This is a genomic window from Streptomyces sp. NRRL WC-3549 (assembly GCF_000721935.1).
Taxonomy (GTDB): domain Bacteria; phylum Actinomycetota; class Actinomycetes; order Streptomycetales; family Streptomycetaceae; genus Streptomyces.
In genome coordinates, this window is record NZ_KL585400.1 from 100089 (window position 1) to 100366 (window position 278).

Below are 278 nucleotides of genomic sequence, written 5' to 3' on the forward strand. Positions count from 1 at the left end.
CCGCCTCCACCCGTGGCCCGGCGAGATGGCCGCGTACTCGCTCGGCTGGGACGACACCGGCGGAACCCCCGCACCGGGCGCGTCCGAGGGCAAGGGCATACGCCAGGCCCTCGCCGTGCTGGCCGCCGAGGCCTGCGGGGCACCGGGCCGGAGCGCGGTCCCGGGCGCGGTCGCGGTCGAACTCGTCCACGCCTTCTCCCTCCTGCACGACGACATCATGGACGGCGACGAGACCCGGCGGCAGCGCCGGACGGTGTGGAAGGCGTACGGCACCGGGC

The 278-nt window shown here is 76.6% G+C and carries 1 protein-coding gene; it reads left to right on the plus strand.

What is annotated here, in order from left to right; genetic code table 11:
* Positions 1 to 278, plus strand: a 278-nt coding sequence (locus tag IH13_RS0116295; protein WP_199814695.1) for a polyprenyl synthetase family protein, incomplete at both ends; no start/stop codon positions are given.